The organism is Polaromonas sp. (assembly GCF_029945685.1).
GTDB lineage: Bacteria > Pseudomonadota > Gammaproteobacteria > Burkholderiales > Burkholderiaceae_C > Polaromonas.
Genome location: NZ_JAQSDA010000022.1, coordinates 74,303 through 91,100 on the forward strand (window position 1 = coordinate 74,303; position 16,798 = coordinate 91,100).

The window sequence follows — 16,798 nt, forward strand, 5'->3', positions numbered from 1 at the left end:
CGGGACCCCGCAAGCGGGGAACCGCGCCCCGGCGGCGCTGTTAAGCTTCATGACATTGAGTTTTTTTTCAATGGAATGACCGACAGATGGCCCTGATTGTGGTGATCGACGACGACGAGGCGATCCGTACCCTGATTGCTGCCGCCCTGCGCTTTGAGGGTTATGAGGTCGCCGAAGCGGATAACGGCTCCGCCGGACTGGCTCTGGTGCGGGGCAACGCGCCGGACCTGGTCATCAGCGATGTCAACATGCCCGTGATGGACGGGTTTGCGATGCTGCAGGCGCTGCGCGCCGACCCCGCCATTCAGGCCACGCCGGTGATTTTGCTGACCTCGCTGCAGGAACGTGCGCATGTCCGCACCGGCATGACCAGCGGCGCTGACGACTACCTGACCAAACCCCTGGTTTTCGAGGAACTGCTGGAAGCGACCGCCACCCAGCTCAACAGGCAGCTGATGCGCCAGACCGTCCAGGAGCAGGCGGTCGACGCAGCGATCGGGCAGGCACTGAGGGAACAGGAAAAAAAGCTGGGCCGCCTCTACGAAAAAAAAATGCTCGCCGAGCTTGCCGACAAATGGCCCTCGGCAGAGACGCTGATCGAGGACCAGCGGTTTTCCAGCGCGAGCGTTCTCTTTGTCGACGTGGTCAATTTCCCGGCGCTGGCTGAAAAACTCTCCAGCACGGAACTCAGCGAGGTCGTGCGCGAGTTCTACAAGAACGCGGGTGACACGCTTTATCTTTTCGGCGTCTTCCACATGCAGTTTGTCGGCGAAGGACTGCTGGCCGTGTTCGTCGGCAGCACGGATACCGACACCGTGAACCACGGCCTGCGCGCCACCCGGGCGGCACTGGGTTTGATCGACGCCGCCCAGCGGGTGCAGGCTTTTCTGCTCAGCCATTTTCCGGGGCGCTCGCTGCCGCGATTTGAAATCTGTGTGGGCCTGAACAGCGGCGCCGTGACATTGGCCAAGCTGGAAGATCCACTGTGGGGCAGCGCGCAGGTTCTCCCGGTGGGCGACAGCGTCAGCACCACCCTGCAGCTGCAGAAGCAGGCCACCCTGGCCGGCTGGAAGATTGCGGCGAGCGCCAACTTGCTGCGCGAGGTTGCCGGTGCGGTGAAGACAGGACGGCGCAAGCGTTTTTCCCTGCCGGGCCGCAGCGGCGCGGTGGACGGCACCGAGGTGCTGGGCATCGCGCCTTAAGGTTTCTTCCGGCTTGCCTTGCGGCGCAGGGTCACCCCCTGCACCATGACGTGCCCTGTCCGCGCCCGCCTTTGGTGCAGATACCCGGCTCCCAGACCCCAAACGCCGGGGCACCACATCCGGCCTTACCCTGTCTGCACGCACCAGGGCCGCAGCCCGCGAGCTGCAGCAACACTGTCGTGTGGCACAACTTTTGCGTAAGTCTTCACGGGCGCAACGACGCGTCCACCCGTGGCCAGCACACTGCGGGTTCTGCGCATAACGACGTGCGTATTGGTGTCCCTCATACCGGCCACAGCCGGGTCCCTGTTCTGCAGGAGAGAGCATCATGGTTTTCACCCCTCATTTTTCGCAGGCCGGCATGGCTTTGGCGCTAGCGCCGACGGCACCGGCCCCCACCGGAGTGGCACGATGAAAAAATCAAGACTGGTCATGGTCGGCAACGGCATGGCGGGTGTACGCACGCTCGAGGAACTGCTCAAGGTCGCGCCCGATCTGTACGACATCACGGTGTTCGGCGCCGAGCCGCACCCCAACTACAACCGCATCCTGCTGTCCCCCGTGCTGGCCGGCGAGCAGACGCTGGACGAGATCGTGCTCAACAGCTGGGACTGGTACAAGGACAACCACATCACCCTGCACGCCGGCAAAAAAGTCGTGGAAGTCGACCGCATCCGGCGCGTGGTGCGTGCCGATGACGGCACCGAGGAGGAATACGACCGCCTGCTGATGTGCACCGGCTCCTACCCCTTCATGCTGCCCGTGCCCGGCAAGGACCTGCAGGGCGTCATCGCCTACCGCGACATCGCCGACACCAACGCGATGATTGACGCGGCAACAAAGTACAAAAAGGCCGTGGTCATCGGCGGCGGCCTGCTCGGCCTGGAGGCCGCCAACGGGCTGATGCTGCGCGGCATGGACGTCAGCGTGGTGCATGTGATGCCGACACTGATGGAGCGCCAGCTCGACAGCGTGGCCGGCAAGCTGCTGCAGAAGTCGCTGGAAGAGCGCGGGCTGACCTTCCTGATGGGTGCGCAGACGCAGGAGCTGGTGGGGGGACCGGACGGCCGCGTCACCGCCATCAGGTTCAAGGACGGCACGGAAGTGGCCACTGACCTGGTGGTCATGGCGGTCGGCATACGCCCGAACACGCAGCTGGCCGAAACCATGCGCCTGCACTGCAACAAGGGCATCGTGGTCAACGACACCATGCAGACGGTGACCGACGCCCGCATCTACAGCGTGGGCGAATGCGCCGCTCACCGCGGCATTGCCTACGGCCTGGTCGCGCCGCTGTTCGAGCAGGCCAAGGTCGCGGCCAACCACCTGGCGCAGTTCGGCATCGGCCGCTACACCGGCTCGCTGACATCCACCAAACTCAAGGTCACCGGCATCGACCTGTTTTCCGCCGGCGAATTCATGGGCGGCGAAGGGACGGAAGAAATCGTCATGAGCGACCCTTTCGGCGGCGTCTACAAGAAGCTGGTCATCAAGGACGACAAGCTGATCGGCGCCTGCCTCTACGGCGACACCGTGGACGGCTCGTATTACTTCAAGCTGCTGCGCGACGGCCGCAGTGTCGGCGACATCCGCGACAAACTCATGTTCGGCGAGTCCAACATCGGCGACGCCGGCCACGAGGGCCACAGCAAGGCGGCTGCCATGCCCATGGAGGCCGAAGTCTGCGGCTGCAACGGCGTGACCAAGGGCACCATCTGCAAGGCCATCAAGGAAAAAGGCCTGTTCACACTGGACGAGGTGCGCAAACACACCAAGGCCAGCGCCTCCTGCGGCTCCTGCACCGGCCTGGTCGAGCAGATCCTGATGGCCACCGCCGGCGGCGACTACTCCGCCACGCCCAAACTCAAGGCCATGTGCGGGTGTACGGACCACGGCCATCAGGCGGTGCGCGACGCGATCCGCGCCAACAAACTCCTGGGCATTGCGGAGGTCTACCAGTTCATGGAATGGCGCACTCCGAACGGCTGCGCGTCCTGCCGCCCGGCCGTCAACTACTACCTGACCAGCACCTGGCCCAAGCAGGCGAAGGACGATCCGCAAAGCCGCTACATCAACGAACGCAGCCACGCCAACATCCAGAAGGACGGCACCTACAGCGTGATTCCGCGCATGTGGGGCGGCGAGACCACGGCCAGCGAGCTGCGCCGCATCGCCGATGCGGTGGACAAGTACAAGATCCCGACCGTCAAGGTCACCGGCGGCCAGCGCATCGACCTGCTGGGCGTGAAGAAAGAGGATTTGCAGAACGTCTGGAAGGATATCGGCATGCCCTCGGGCCACGCCTATGCCAAGGCGCTGCGCACGGTGAAAACCTGCGTCGGCAGCGAGTGGTGCCGCATGGGCACGCAGGACAGCACACAGATGGGCAAGGACCTGGAGCGCGCCATGTGGCGCATGTACGCGCCGCACAAGGTCAAGTTCGCGGTGTCGGGCTGTCCGCGCAACTGCGCCGAGTCGGGCATCAAGGACGTCGGCATCATCGGCGTCGATTCCGGCTGGGAGATGTACATCGCCGGCAACGGCGGCATCAAGACCGAGGTGGCGCACTTCTTCACCAAGCTCAAGACTGCCGCCGAGGTGCTCGAGTACACCGGTGCCTTCTGCGAGCTCTACCGCCAGGAGGGCTGGTACCTGGAGCGCACGGTGCACTACGTCAACCGCGTCGGCCTGGACTACGTGAAGAAAAAAATTCTTGAGGACCACGAGGGCCGCAAGGCACTGTGGGAGCAACTGCAATTTGCCCTCGACGGCGAACCCGATCCCTGGTTCGAGCTCGACAAGGCATCTGTCGATGCGCGGCAGTTTGTCAAACTGGAAAGTGCTGGGCAGGAGGCATGAAGATGAACGAATGGACCGTGATTTGCCGTGTTGAGGACATTCCCGTGCTGGGCTCGCGCCGGGTGGCGCGGGAGCGCGGCATCGACGTCGCGGTGTTCCGCAATACCGAGGACCAGGTGTTTGCGCTGCTGGACCGCTGTCCGCACAAGGGGGGCCCGCTGAGCCAGGGCATCGTGTTCGGTACCAGCGTGGCCTGCCCGCTGCACAACTGGACGATCGGCCTGGCCGACGGCTGCGCCCAGGGCGCGGACGAAGGCTGCACACCCAAATTTTCATGCAGGGTGGAAGGCGGCCAGGTGCTGCTGGACCCGGTCGAACTCGCCACGCTGGCGCTGGACCTGGCGCCGCCGCGCGCCGGACCTCGGGTCCTGTCCCCTCTCCCTCTGGAAGAGGGTTAGGGTGAGGGCAGCTGTATGAGCACGGGCGGAACAGGGAGCCCTCACCCCGGCCCTCTCCCGGGGGGAGAGGGAGTCAAGCAAACCAGATCCACCTGCCCCTACTGTGGGGTGGGATGTGGGGTGATCATCGAGTCAGCGGGCGACGAGATCACCGGGCTGCGAGGCGACCCCGACCATCCGGCCAATTTCGGGCGGCTGTGCACCAAAGGCTCGACGCTGCACTTGACCGCGTCCCACGCCGTCACTCGCCAGACCCGCTTGCTGCACCCGATGCAACGCGCGCAGCGCGGCGGCGTACCGCAGCGCATCAGCTGGGACAGCGCACTCGATGCGGCCAGCGAAGGTTTCACCCGCATCATCCGCGAACACGGACCGGACGCGGTCGGTTTCTACATCTCCGGCCAGCTGCTGACCGAGGATTACTACGTCTTCAACAAGCTCGCCAAGGGCCTGATCGGCACCAACAACGTCGACACCAACTCGCGCCTGTGCATGAGCAGCGCGGTGGCGGGCTACAAGCAGACCCTGGGTGCGGATGCACCGCCCAGCTGTTACGACGACGTCAATCATGCGCAGTGCATCTTCATCGTCGGCAGCAATACGGCGTACGCCCACCCCATTTTGTTCAGGCGTATCGAGGACGCCAAAGCCGCGAATCCGGCGATGAAAATCATCTTCTGCGACCCGCGCCGCACCGACACCGCGGGCACCGCCGACCTCTACCTGCCGGTGCAGCCAGGCACCGATGTGGCGCTGTTCAACGGCATGCTGCACATCATGCTGTGGGAAGGCTGGACGCAGGCCGCTTACATCGCCGCACACACCAACGGCTTCGAGGCGCTGAAAACCACGGTGCGCGACTACACACCCGACCTGGTGTCGCAGACCTGCGGCATCACCAAAGACGATTTGTTCACCGCCGCGAAACTTTTCGCGACATCGGCCGCGACCCTGAGCCTTTACTGCCAGGGCCTGAACCAGTCGAGCAGTGGTACCGCCAAAAATGCGGCGCTCATCAACCTGCACCTGGCCACCGCGCAGATCGGCAAACCCGGTGCCGGACCCTTTTCGCTGACCGGCCAGCCCAATGCCATGGGCGGGCGCGAGGTCGGCGGCCTAGCGAACCTGCTGAGTGCGCACCGCGACCTGGCCAACCCGCAACACCGCGCCGAGGTCGCCGCCTTGTGGGGCATTCCCGCGGTGCCCGAAAAACCCGGCAAGACCGCCGTGGAAATGTTCCAGGCGGCGGCCGACGGCGAGATCAAGGCCTTGTGGATTGCCTGCACCAACCCGGCACAGTCCATGCCGGACCAGGCCACCGTGCGCCGTGCGCTGCAGCGTGCCGAACTGGTGGTGGTGCAGGAAGCGTTTGCCACACCGGCCACCTGCGATTACGCCGACCTGCTGCTGCCGGCCACCACCTGGGGCGAAAAAACCGGCACCGTGACCAACAGCGAACGCCGCATCAGCCGCGTGCGCCCGGCCGTGGCCGCACCCGGCGAGGCGCGCCACGACTGGGCCATCGCCGTGGCCTTCGCCCACCGGCTGGAAAAATTATTGCCGGTACAGAAAATCAGCACGCTGTTTCCCTGGTCTGTCGACGACGAGACTGCCGCGGTCGAAAGCATCTGGAACGAACACCGCGAATCCACACGCGGCCGCGACCTCGACATCACCGGCATGAGTTACGCGATGCTGGAGGCCGCGCCGCAGCAATGGCCATTAAAAGTAGGTGAAAGCACCGGCAAAGTGCGGCTCTACGAAGATGGCATCTTCCCGACCGAAGACGGCAAGGCACGTTTCGTCAACACCGTCTACAAGCCGGTGGCTGAGCCGCGCGAATCGCGTTACCCCTTCTCGCTGACCACCGGCCGCCTGCGCGACCAGTGGCACGGCATGAGCCGCACCGGCACGCTGGGCCGGCTGTTTGGCCACGTCGCCGAACCGTCCCTCCAGATGAATGCGCAGGACATGGCGCGGCGCCTCCTGAAGGATGGTGACCTGGTGCAAGTCACCTCCAAACGCGGCTCCATCGTGGTGCCGCTGCAGGCCTCGCCCGAAGTGGCCGTCAGCCAGGCCTTCATGGCGATGCACTGGGGCAGCGAATACCTCAGCGGCCTGTCGAGTACCGGCGAGCGGCTCGCCGGCGTGAACGCGCTGACCACATCAGCCTATTGCCCCAGCTCGAAACAGCCCGAGCTCAAACACGCGGCCGTGAAGATCCTCAAGGCCGAACTGCCCTGGTCGCTGCTGGCCATGGCCTGGCTGCCCGAGGGCCAAGCCCTTGCGGCGCGCGAGCAACTCAGGCCCTTGATGGCAGCCTTTGCCTTCAGCAGCTGCGTGCCTTTTGCGAACGAGGTGCCGCTGGGCGAAGCAGGCCGGCAGCGCACCGGCGTGTTGTTCCGCGCTGCCGGTTTTGAGGCGCCCCCCGAAGGCATGCTGGAAAAAATCGAGTCCATTCTGGGTCTGGATGGCACGGACGCCCTGCGTTACGTGGACAGGAAGAAAGGCCAGCACCGCACGGCGCGGCTGGTGCGCAAGGACAAGCACCCCGACGAAGCCGACCTCGCCGGTTTTGTGCTGGCAGGTGATGTCAGTGCGCAGTCCTGGATCAAAACCCTGCTGCAGGACGAACTGCCGGCGCAAAGTTACGGCCGGTTGCTGCTGCTGCCCGGTGCCAAGGCCCCGGTGGCCCTGCCGTCGCGCGGCAAACCGGTGTGCACCTGTTTCAGCGTCACCGATGCCGAGATCGGCGCTTGCCTGACAGAGATCACCCACGCGGTCGGTGGCGCGGGTTACCTGGCCAGCGACCAAGACCGCCTGGTGATGCTGCAGGACAGGCTCAAATGCGGCACCAACTGCGGCTCCTGCGTGCCAGAGATCAGGCGCATCATCCGGACCGCCGCTGAAACCCGGCCCACGGCGGCCCACGGTGGCCGCACCGTGATTCCGATCAAGGTACTCGCCTGAAAGACGCCGGCGTATTGATCTTTTCCAAATGCACGACAGTGAATTGGACCGCTCTCACCCTCGCCCTCCGGGAGAGGGTCGGGGTGAGGGATTGAGCGTTCCGACTGTCCCAAGTTTTGAAACGCTCAATAAGCTCATAACGGCAGGTTATCTGCCTTCGCCGACAATCACGCATGTCCATCGCCCAGTACATCAAGGTCATAGGCCGCGGCAAAGACGGCGCCAAGCCGATCACGCGTGCGCAGGCGGCCGACCTGTTCGGCCAGGTGCTCGACGGCACGGTGACCGACCTCGAGATCGGCGGCTTTTGCCTGGCCATGCGCATCAAGGGCGAAACACCGGAAGAAATGGCCGGTTTTCTCGACGCCACTTACCAGCGCATGTTGCGTTTCCCCGCCAGCGAGCGGCCGGTGGTGGTGCTGCCCAGCTACAACGGCGCGCGCAAGCTGCCGGTGCTGACGCCGCTGCTGGCGCTGCTGCTGGCGCGCGAGGGCCTGCCGGTGCTGGTCCACGGCACGGCCACGGAGTCCAGCCGGGTCTTTACATCAAATGTGCTTGCAGCCCTTGACATACCTGCGCTGACAGCTATAAAAACCATAGCGGATGGCGAGGTCGTTTTTGCACCGACGGAACTGCTTTGCCCCGGGCTCAAGCGCCTGCTCGATGTACGTCGCGCCGTCGGCCTGCGCAACCCGGCGCACAGCCTGGTCAAGATCATGAACCCCTGCCTGGGCAAGGCGCTGGTGGTCAGCAGCTACACGCATCCCGAATACGCGATTTCCATGGGCCAGACCTTTGAACTCATCGAAGCCAATGCGCTGCTGCTGCGCGGCACCGAAGGCGAGGTCGTGGCCGATGCGCGCCGCACGCCGCAGATGGAGGCTTTCATCGCCGGGAAACGCACCCTGCTGCAGGAAGCGCAGCCCGGCACGCTGGCCAGCGTGCCGGACTTGCCCAACGCCATCGACAGCGACAGCACCGCCGCCTATATCCGCGCGGTGATGTCCGGCTCCCACGCCGTGCCGGCATCGATCACGCGGCAGGTGGAACATATCTTGCATTTGACCCGTCAACTATGACAAGCAGCCCAAACAACCTCTCTTCAAGCGGCCAGTGCACCCTGGTCGGCGCAGGCCCGGGCGACCCGGAACTGCTCACGCTCAAGGCGCTCAAGGCGATCCAGGCCGCCACCGTGCTGCTGGTCGACGACCTGGTCAGCGACGAGATCGTCGCCTATGCGCGGCCGGGTGCGCGCATCGTGCATGTCGGCAAACGCGGTGGCTGCAAGTCCACGCCGCAGGAGTTCATCGAAAAGCTGATGATCATGGCCGTGCGCGAAGGCGAAAACGTGGTGCGGCTCAAAGGCGGCGACCCTTTCATCTTCGGCCGCGGCGGCGAAGAGGTCGAACACCTGCAGGCCGCCGGCATCGCGGTCACGGTCGTCAACGGCATCACCGCCGGCCTGGCCGCGGTGAGCTCCCTGGGTGTGCCGCTGACGCACCGCCGGCATGCGCACGGCGTGGTGTTTGTCACCGGCCACGCGAAACCGGGCGACGAAGGCACGGACTGGCGCGCGCTGGCAGACACCGCCTGCAAGGCCAAACTCACGCTGGTGATCTACATGGGTGTCAGCGGCGCCGGCCGCATTCAGAACGAATTGCTGACCGGCCTGCCGGCCACCACCCCCGTGGCGGTGATCCAGAACGCCTCGTTGCCCACGCAGCGTCACATCACCACCACCCTGGGCCAGCTGGCCACAGCGCTCGGCGAGTCCGGCCTGGCCAGCCCCTCGGTCATCGTCGTCGGCGATGTGATTAGCGGCGTGGCCGCAGCGGCGGAGCTTCCCGCCCAATTTCGCGCCGCCTGAACCTCACGGGCGCCCGGGAAGGCCCGGCTACACTCCGGTGTCCCGGTCGGGCCAGAGTGCTACATCTTTCATAGCTGCTTGCGCCCGTCCCTATTGGGCTGGAGGCCGATTTGACCCATAAATTTGACGTGGTAGTGGTAGGCGCCGGCGCCGCCGGGCTGTTCTGCGCCGGGTTGGCCGGCCAGCGCGGCCTCAAGGTGCTGCTGCTGGACCACAGCGAGAAGGTGGCGGAGAAAATCCGCATCTCCGGCGGCGGCCGCTGCAACTTCACCAACCGCGACGTCACCCCCGCCAACTTCGTCGGCGAAAACCCCCATTTCTGCCGTTCCGCCCTGTCGCGCTACACGCCGCAGGACTTCATCGCCCTGCTGCAGCGCCACGGCATCGCCTTCCATGAAAAACACAAGGGCCAGCTGTTCTGCGACAACTCGGCCGAAGACATCATCCAGATGCTGCTGGCCGAGTGCGACGCAGGTGGCGTCACGCGCTGGCAGCCCTGCCGGGTTTCAAGCATCAAATATGCCTCGAGCGCTGACGGCGCGGGCGCGGGCAGCTATCAGATCGAGAGCGACCGGGGCACGATCGAAGCGCCGCAAGTCGTCATCGCCACCGGCGGTCTGTCGATTCCCAAGATAGGCGCAACCGATTTCGGCTACCGCATCGCGAAACAGTTCGGCCTGCGCCTGGTCGAGCCGCGCGCCGCGCTGGTGCCGCTGACCTTCGACGGCGAGGCTTGGGCGCCCTATGCCCAGCTGGCCGGTCTGGCGCTGCCGGTGCTGATCGAAACCGGCGCGCCCGACGCGACGCCCAAACAGCGGAAAAAAGCCGTGGTCTTCGCCGAAGACCTGCTCTTCACCCACCGCGGCCTGAGCGGGCCGGCCGTGCTGCAGATCTCCAGCTTCTGGCGCGAAGGCCAGCCAGTGCGCATCAACCTCGCGCCCGGCGTGGACCTGCCCACCCTGCTGCTGCGTGCCAAGGCCAGCTCGAAAAAGCTGATCGCCAATGAGCTGGCCACCCTGGTACCCAGCCGCCTGGCCGACGCCTGGGCCAGCCGCGACCCGGCCTGGCAAAAACCCGTCAGCGAGGCCACCGACAAGGCCCTGGCCACCCTGGCCGACCGCCTGGCCGACTGGCAATTGACCCCGACGGGCACTGAAGGTTACAAAAAAGCCGAAGTGACGCTGGGCGGCGTCGATACCCGGGATTTGTCGTCCCAGACAATGGAATCGAAGCAACCCGGTCTGTATTTCATCGGGGAGGTGGTGGACGTGACCGGCTGGCTCGGCGGTTACAACTTCCAGTGGGCCTGGGCGAGTGCCCATGCCTGCGCGATGGCATTGAACACCCCCGTCCAGGCTCACTTCGTGTAGCCTGTTCCCCCCTCAAGGGGGCGGCGCCTGAGGCCCGGCAAAGCCAGGCCTCGGCCCCCGCTGATAAATACCAGAGTGAAGCTGGATGGAACTCATTAATTCAAGCAGGGGCCGCGGGTCCGGCTTCGCCGGCCCGCAGGCGCAGCGGCCCCCTCGGGGGGCAGCGCAGTACACGTAGTGACAAGCGTGGGGGCTGGTATATAATCCAAGGCTTTGCTAGCAAACCCGCGTCCGGCCTGATTCTGATCAGATCACTAAGGGCGCAAAATTTTGGATCACTTCATCAATGACGACTATTCGTGTAAAAGACAATGAGCCCTTCGACGTGGCTCTGCGCCGTTTCAAGCGCACCATCGAAAAACTCGGTCTGCTGACCGACCTGCGCGCGCGCGAGTTCTACGAAAAGCCTACCGCCGAACGCAAGCGTAAAAAAGCTGCTGCTGTCAAGCGCAACTACAAACGCATCCGCTCCATGCAGTTGCCCAAGAAGCTGTACTAAACCAGTACACGCCTTCCGGCACCTCACCAAGCCCGCTGAAGGACGCTCCAGCGGGCTTTTTACTTTTTTACTGTTGGAGAAACCCATGTCCCTCAAAGACCAGATCACCGAAGACATGAAAACCGCCATGCGCGCCAAGGACAGCGAGCGCCTGGGCACGATTCGCCTGCTGTTGGCCGCCCTCAAGCAAAAAGAGGTTGACGAACGCGTGGTGCTCGACGATGCCGCCGTGGTCGCCATCGTCGACAAGCTGATCAAGCAGCGCAAGGACTCGATCGAGGCCTTCCAGAAAGCCGAACGCAAGGACCTGGCCGACAAGGAAGCCGCCGAACTGGTCGTGCTGCAGGCCTACCTGCCGGCCCGCCTGAGCGCCGAAGAGGTCGCGGCGGAGGTCAAGGCCATCGTCACGGAACTGGGCGCCAGCGGCCCCGGCGACATGGGCAAGGTCATGGGTGCGGTGAAAGCCAGACTCGCCGGCAAGGCCGACATGGGCCAGGTCTCGGCGGCGGTCAAGGCTGCTCTCGCGGGCTAATTAAGCCCCCAGGGTCGCTCACTGCGTGTAGCTCCCCCCAGAGGGGGCCGCTGCGCCTGCGGCCCGGCAAAGCCGGTTCCGCGGCCCCTGCTTGACTTAAAACGTCGTCCGTCAGGATCCGGCGACCTTCATCCGGTTGATGAGAATCGAACCGACACTCTTGGCCCCATAGTTGTAGACATCGGCGCCCACCGCCTGGATGCCCATCAGCATGTCCTTGAGGTTGCCGGCTATCGTGATTTCTTCCACCGGAAAGGCGATCTGCCCTTTCTCGACCCAGAAACCCGAAGCGCCGCGCGAGTAGTCACCCGTCACGTAATTGACGCCCTGGCCCATCAGTTCGGTGACGAACAGGCCCGTGCCCAGCTTCTTCAGCATGGCGTCGAGGTCGTCACCAGCGGCCGTCTGGCGGCTGCTCAGCACCAGGTTGTGCGAGCCGCCGGCATTGCCTGTGGTGCGCATGCCGAGTTTGCGCGCCGAGTAGGTGCTCAGGAAGTAGCCGCGCACAATGCCGGCCTCAACCACCTTGCGTGCACGCGTTTTCACGCCTTCGTCGTCAAACGGCGCACTGCCCTTGCCCTTGCGCAGGTGCGGGTCTTCGCTGATGTCGATGTGGGCGGGAAAAGCCGGCTTGCCCAGGCTGTTCAGCAAAAACGTGCTCTTGCGGTACAGCGCACCGCCGCTGACGGCCTGCACAAAACCACCCAGCAGGCCCGCGGCCAGCGGTGACTCGAACAGCACCGGGCACTGCACGGTCTTGATCTTGCGGCTGTTCAGGCGCGCCAGCGCGCGTTCGGCGGCGTAGCGGCCGACCGCCTCGGGGCTGGCCAGTTCGCTGGCGTCGCGCATGGAGCTGTACCAGGCATCCCGCTGCATCTGGCTGCCCTTGCCCGCGATCGGCGCGACGGAAATGCTGTGGCGCGAGCTGGCATACCCACCACGGAAACCGCGTGTATGCGCGCTGAAAAAATGGCTTTGTTGGGCCGACACCCCCGCTCCCTCGCTGTTGGTGATGCGCTTGCTGGTGCCCAGCGCAGCCGCCTCGCATTGCAGCGCCAGGCGCGCCGCGCCTTCCGAGTCGATGGCCCAGGGGTGGAACAGGTCCAGCTCGGGGTGCACGCGTGCGATGTCGCGATCGGCCGGCAGGCCGGAGGTTTTGTCTTCGGCGGTGAAACGCGCGATGTCGTAGGCCGCTTTCACGGTCTGCTCGATCGCTGCCTTGGAAAAGTCGCTGGTCGAAGCGTTGCCGCGTTTCTGGCCCACATACACCGTGATGCCGAGCGACTTGTCGCGGTTGCGCTCGACGTTTTCGAGTTCACCCTTGCGCACGCTGACGCTCAGACCGCAGCCTTCGGAAGCCTCGGCGGCGGCATCGGTGGCACCGATCTTTTTGGCGTGCGCGAGGGCGCTGTCCACCAGTTCCTCGAAAAAATCACGGTGGTAACTGAAGCCCTTTTCAGGTTGGGGCGAGAGCCGGGCCGCCTGTTTGGCGCCGGAGGAGGTCTTGGAAGTCTTGAGGGTCATATGGGTAGCTATGATACTGACTGCTATGAACAACAAGACTCCCAAGGCTATCAAGGGCTACTGGTCCCACGGCCGCTTCGTGAAACCCGAAGAAATTGCGCTGGAAGAAGTGGGCCCGCCCAGCAAGACCCAGCTCAAGGCCGAAGCCGACGAAAAACAGGCCCTCGGCGAAGCCCTGCTCACCCTGCGTGCCGACCTGATGGCCCGGCTGGACCTGCCCGACAAACTGATCGACGCCATCGCCCAGGCCAAAAAAATCACCAACTTCGAGGGCAAACGCCGGCAAATGCAGTTCATCGGCAAGCTGATGCGCCCGCTCGACACCGAACCGATTCGCGCCGCGATTGACGAGCAGAAAAACGGCTCCGCGCAACTCACGCTGGCGCTGCACCTGGCCGAGCAGTGGCGCGACAGGCTGATCGCCTCCGACGATGCGCTGGGCGACTGGCTGGCAGAACACCCGGACACCGATTCGCAGCAGCTGCGCGCGCTGGTGCGCCAGGCCCGCAAGGACGCCAAGCCCGAAAAACCGGGCGAAGCGCCGCGCCACGGCAAGTCCTACCGCGAAATTTTCCAGCTGGTGCGGCAAACGCTGGCGCCGGAGGCCCCCTGACCATGGCCCACGACGCAGTGAAAATCGGTATTGTCTCGGTCAGCGACCGGGCGTCCAGCGGCGTCTATGAAGACAAGGGCCTGCCCGCGCTGAAAGATTGGCTGGGCCGCGCACTGCGCAATCCGGTTGAATTTATCGAGCGCCTGATTCCCGATGAACAGGCGAGAATCAGCGCCACCCTGATCGAGCTGGTCGATGCCGGCTGCGCGCTGGTGCTGACCACCGGCGGCACCGGTCCGGCCCTGCGCGACGTGACGCCGGAAGCGACGCTGGCCGTGGCGCACAAGCAGATGCCGGGGTTTGGCGAGCAGATGCGCCAGATCAGCCTGAAGTTCGTGCCCACCGCCATCCTGTCGCGCCAGGTCGCCGTGATCCGCGGCCAGAGCCTGATCCTGAACCTGCCCGGCCAGCCCAAGGCAATTGCCGAAACCCTTGAAGGCCTGAAAAACGCCGACGGTTCGCAAGCGGTCGCCGGCATTTTTGCCGCCGTGCCGTATTGCATCGACCTGATTGGCGGGCCCTACCTGGAAACCGACGAGGCGGTCTGCAAGGCGTTCCGGCCGAAATCGGCGATTCGGGCGACTTCCGCCTGATTCAGCATCAAATCAGCCTCCCGCCCAAGGCTGGAAAGCGCAGGCAGCTATTAATTTGATAGCATTATTTGCATCACGCTGCTTCTGCGGCTTGTCCCGGACAGTAGGCATAACTCCCCACTCCCAACCCCCCGCCCTTCCCTCGCCCCGCTGGGCGAGAGAAGGGAGCCTCATCTGGCCGCGTGTGCTGCACTCGCGTGCAAACATGACTGTCTATTGGGATTCCCGTGCAGGAAGCGCTGCGCGCTTCCTGCACTCCGGATCTCTTCCCCGCATTGGTTTTCTATCCCTAACCCGTCGGGCTGGGCCGAGGAGCGCAGGCAAAAGCGGATCAGGGCTCGCGATTGTCTGAGCCGAAGGCGAGTTCGAGCGAGACCCCGCTTTTACCGAGCACCGGAGGTTGCCCGTAGCGAAGCGAAGGGACCCAGACCATCGGGTCGCCTTTCTTTTGGGTACTTTTCTTTGGCGAAGCAAAGACAAAGTGCCTCGCCCGCCGGGGCGAGACCCGGCTTGCTGGAAGACCCACCGAAGCGCAAGCTTGCAAAGGCTTCGACCCTTCGACAAGCCCAGGACAGGCCAGGCTCAGCCCAAACGGTGGAGGCCATCGGCCATGGATCCCGAATCAAGTCCGGGATGACAGAACCGGGAACTGCCCCCTACTTCCCCATCAACTGGTTCAGTTTCTCAGCCTCAAAGGTCTCCTGCAACGCCGCATCGTCCGGCACGCAGTCCCGGTGCGCCCGGCCGCTCTCGGACAGCTTCTCGATCGCCTGCCAGAGCAGCGCAATCTGGTGCTCCTGCGAGGAAGCGTTGTCGATCAGGCCCTTCATGGCCTGCGACACCGGGTCGTCTTCCAGCGTGATGCCGTAAGCCGAGAACTTGTTCTGCGCCGTCGTCACATCGGCGCTCTCGCCGGTTTTGGAAGGAATGATGCGCGCCGGAATGCCGACCGCCGTCGCGCCCGCGGGCACCGGCTTGATCACCACCGCGTTGCTGCCGATCTTGGCGCCGTCGCCGACCAGAAAACCGCCCAGCACCTTGGCGCCGGCGCTCACCACCACGTTTTTGCCCAGGGTCGGGTGGCGCTTTTCGCCCTTGTAGAGCGAGGTGCCGCCCAGGGTCACGCCCTGGTAAATCGTGCAGCCGTCGCCAATCTCCGCGGTTTCCCCAACCACCACCCCCATCGCATGGTCGAAAAACACGCGCTCGCCGATGACGGCTCCGGGGTGGATTTCAATGCCGGTCAGCCAGCGCGCGATCTGCGAGATGAAACGCCCCAGCCATTTGAGCTCGTGGGTCCAGCACCAGTGCGCGCCCCGGTGAAAAATGATCGCGTGCAGGCCGGGGTAACAGGTCAGCACTTCCCAGCCGCTGCGCGCGGCCGGGTCGCGCTCAAGAATGCACTGGATGTCGGAGCGGAGTCTGGAGAACATGCTGCGAGTTTATGGCTTGACGCTCGTCTCTGCTGGCGCGCTGTTTTCAGAGCCCCCACGCTCGTCAGTGCCTGTACTTCGCTGCCCCCCGAGGGGGCTCGCCTCGCTTGGGGCGGCCCTGCGCTCCGGCGCGACCGCAGCCGGCAAGGCTTTTTGCGACATGGCCTTGGCGATACCGCGCAGGATGTGGATCTCCTCAGGGCTCAGCTGCGCGCGGTTGAACAGCTGGTTCAACCGCGGCATCAGTTTTTTCGGTGAGGCCGGGTCCAGAAAACCGATGTCGGCCAGCGCCTGCTCCCAGTGCCCCAGCATGCCGGCCACGGCGGCGGCATCGGCCAGCCGGGGTTCGGGCGCGGCCGCGTGCACGCCAAAGCCGCCCAGCGCCTCACGCCAGTCATAGGCAATCAGCTGCACCGCCGCGGCAAGGTTGAGGGAGCCGAAGTTCGGGTCGGTCGGAATGCTCAGTGCCACATGGCAGCGGTAGACGTCTTCGTTCTGCATGCCAAAACGCTCGGAGCCGAACAAAAAGGCCAGGCCTTCTGGTTTTGCAGCCAAATCGGCCTCCAGCCCTCTATCGCCGGGCGCAGCCAGCTCCTGAATTGATAGCGATCCGGTACCGCCCAGCAGGGCCGCAAAGTGCTCGCGCGGCGACCGTGTGGGCGGGCCGAAGTCGCGCGGGGTCATGGCTGTGGCGCACAAATGGGTCATGCCATCCAGCGCCTCGTCCAGCGTGGCGACGATGCGGGCATTCTTCAGCACGTCCAGCGCCCCGCTGGAACGCTGGATGGTTTCCTCGCGCCTGAGCACATTGTCCCAGCGCGGCGCCACCAGCACCAGGTCGCCGAAGCCCATGACTTTCATGGCACGCGCGGCGGCGCCGACGTTGCCGGCGTGGCTGGTGTTGATCAGGACAAATCGGGTATGCATGGGGCTGTATT

Annotated in this window: 14 protein-coding genes; 11 read left to right on the forward strand and 3 right to left on the reverse strand. The window is 64.7% G+C overall.

Annotated elements, in window-relative coordinates; genetic code table 11:
* Window positions 1-86: 86 nt before the first annotated feature.
* The 9 genes from PSV26_RS15085 (at window position 87) to PSV26_RS15125 (ending at window position 11,697) form a co-directional block, all read left to right on the forward strand.
* Entirely contained in the window at window positions 87-1,202 is a 1,116-nt protein-coding gene (locus tag PSV26_RS15085) for a response regulator (protein ID WP_300518379.1), read from the forward strand.
* Window positions 1,203-1,613: 411 nt separating this feature from the next.
* Complete coding sequence (gene nirB / locus PSV26_RS15090) at window positions 1,614-4,061, forward strand: nitrite reductase large subunit NirB (protein ID WP_300571879.1); 2,448 nt, start codon at window positions 1,614-1,616, stop codon at window positions 4,059-4,061.
* Window positions 4,062-4,063: 2 nt separating this feature from the next.
* Window positions 4,064-4,459, forward strand: coding sequence for a nitrite reductase small subunit NirD (gene nirD / locus PSV26_RS15095; protein WP_300571881.1), 396 nt, complete (start codon window positions 4,064-4,066; stop codon window positions 4,457-4,459).
* A gap of 15 nt (window positions 4,460-4,474) precedes the next feature.
* Window positions 4,475-7,429, forward strand: a complete 2,955-nt coding sequence (locus tag PSV26_RS15100; protein ID WP_300571883.1) for a nitrate reductase — start codon at window positions 4,475-4,477, stop codon at window positions 7,427-7,429.
* Between the two features lie 173 nt (window positions 7,430-7,602).
* The gene (gene ybiB, locus PSV26_RS15105; RefSeq protein WP_300571884.1) at window positions 7,603-8,508 is read left to right on the forward strand and encodes a DNA-binding protein YbiB; all 906 of its coding nucleotides are present in this window, start codon (window positions 7,603-7,605) and stop codon (window positions 8,506-8,508) included.
* Window positions 8,505-9,296 (forward strand): uroporphyrinogen-III C-methyltransferase, encoded by a 792-nt coding sequence (cobA, locus tag PSV26_RS15110; RefSeq protein WP_300571886.1) that lies wholly within the window; start codon window positions 8,505-8,507, stop codon window positions 9,294-9,296. The genes ybiB and cobA overlap by 4 nt, the downstream gene beginning before the upstream one ends.
* 110 nt (window positions 9,297-9,406) lie before the next feature.
* The gene (locus tag PSV26_RS15115; protein WP_300571888.1) at window positions 9,407-10,666 is read left to right on the forward strand and encodes an NAD(P)/FAD-dependent oxidoreductase; all 1,260 of its coding nucleotides are present in this window, start codon (window positions 9,407-9,409) and stop codon (window positions 10,664-10,666) included.
* A 286-nt stretch (window positions 10,667-10,952) separates the two neighbouring features.
* Window positions 10,953-11,165 (forward strand): 30S ribosomal protein S21, encoded by a 213-nt coding sequence (rpsU, locus tag PSV26_RS15120; protein WP_007872347.1) that lies wholly within the window; start codon window positions 10,953-10,955, stop codon window positions 11,163-11,165.
* Window positions 11,166-11,250: 85 nt separating this feature from the next.
* On the forward strand, window positions 11,251-11,697 hold the full coding sequence (locus tag PSV26_RS15125; protein ID WP_300518359.1) for a GatB/YqeY domain-containing protein: 447 nt from the start codon (window positions 11,251-11,253) through the stop codon (window positions 11,695-11,697).
* Window positions 11,698-11,808: 111 nt separating this feature from the next.
* Here PSV26_RS15125 and pmbA read toward each other — a convergent pair whose 3' ends face one another.
* Window positions 11,809-13,221: a metalloprotease PmbA gene (gene pmbA / locus PSV26_RS15130; protein ID WP_300571889.1), complete on the reverse strand. Its 1,413-nt coding sequence runs from the start codon at window positions 13,219-13,221 to the stop codon at window positions 11,809-11,811.
* A 25-nt stretch (window positions 13,222-13,246) separates the two neighbouring features.
* On the opposite strand from pmbA, the gene yjgA reads away from it, so the two are divergent.
* Both yjgA and mog read left to right on the forward strand, forming a co-directional pair.
* Window positions 13,247-13,834 (forward strand): ribosome biogenesis factor YjgA, encoded by a 588-nt coding sequence (gene yjgA, locus PSV26_RS15135; RefSeq protein WP_300518355.1) that lies wholly within the window; start codon window positions 13,247-13,249, stop codon window positions 13,832-13,834.
* A gap of 2 nt (window positions 13,835-13,836) precedes the next feature.
* Window positions 13,837-14,427, forward strand: a complete 591-nt coding sequence (gene mog / locus PSV26_RS15140) for a molybdopterin adenylyltransferase (protein ID WP_300571891.1) — start codon at window positions 13,837-13,839, stop codon at window positions 14,425-14,427.
* A gap of 656 nt (window positions 14,428-15,083) precedes the next feature.
* Here the strand turns inward: mog and cysE are convergent.
* Together cysE and PSV26_RS15150 are read right to left on the reverse strand one after the other, a co-directional pair.
* On the reverse strand, window positions 15,084-15,860 hold the full coding sequence (gene cysE / locus PSV26_RS15145) for a serine O-acetyltransferase (RefSeq protein WP_300571893.1): 777 nt from the start codon (window positions 15,858-15,860) through the stop codon (window positions 15,084-15,086).
* A 9-nt stretch (window positions 15,861-15,869) separates the two neighbouring features.
* On the reverse strand, window positions 15,870-16,787 hold the full coding sequence (locus PSV26_RS15150; RefSeq protein ID WP_300571895.1) for an RNA methyltransferase: 918 nt from the start codon (window positions 16,785-16,787) through the stop codon (window positions 15,870-15,872).
* Between the last annotated feature and the right edge of the window lie 11 nt (window positions 16,788-16,798).